Source organism: Aliiroseovarius marinus (assembly GCF_004360145.1).
Taxonomy (GTDB): domain Bacteria; phylum Pseudomonadota; class Alphaproteobacteria; order Rhodobacterales; family Rhodobacteraceae; genus Aliiroseovarius; species Aliiroseovarius marinus.
In genome coordinates this window covers 1-535 of the sequence record NZ_SAIT01000040.1, presented here as the reverse complement: position 1 = coordinate 535, position 535 = coordinate 1, and the positions used below count along the sequence as shown (strand labels likewise).

Genomic DNA, 535 nt, shown 5'->3' with positions numbered 1-535 from the left:
CCGGAAACGCGGTCAATCTCAATGGGAAATGGGATCAGTCCTCGGGACGTCTGCGTCTTAGCCTAAACCACCAAATGCCCCCGGCAATCAGTATCGGCAGCGTGAATATCCCATACATACCTAGCATAATTAGCAGCGATGGGGTCAAAACGGCAGGGTGGTTGAAATCATCGCAATACGCAGGACCATTGGGAAACCAGCATAGTGAGACGAATCTCAACACCACTCCAAGCAACAGAAAGCTCAATGGAGAGGCTCCAGCGATCATCAAGGATATGGCGAGACGGCGTTTGTGACGCCATTTCGCGACAGTAGAATTGAGCGGGTCGTTGGACTGAGTCATAGAAACAGGGTAGGCTAAATTAGCTCTGATACCCTTGATTTATCGCAAGCGCGCAATGGTACCACGATTTTCGTGGGTCGCCTTGATGTCGAGGAAGCAAAGTTCATCGGCACCGGCGGCATCATAGGCGCGCGCCTGTTCCACCGGGTCACCCGCGTCGATCAGATCGACGAAGTTGACGCCTTTCACCGT

At 52.9% G+C, this 535-nt stretch carries 1 protein-coding gene and 1 pseudogene; one reads left to right on the top strand and one right to left on the bottom strand.

Features of this window, described 5'->3' with window-relative positions; translation table 11 throughout:
* The coding region (locus EOL43_RS15450; RefSeq protein WP_205669569.1) for a hypothetical protein at positions 1-296 on the top strand (296 nt) is incomplete at its 5' end.
* A 101-nt stretch (positions 297-397) separates the two neighbouring features.
* Here EOL43_RS15450 and EOL43_RS15295 read toward each other — a convergent pair.
* Positions 398-532, bottom strand: a pseudogene (locus EOL43_RS15295) (HisA/HisF-related TIM barrel protein); the annotation flags it as partial.
* Between the last annotated feature and the right edge of the window lie 3 nt (positions 533-535).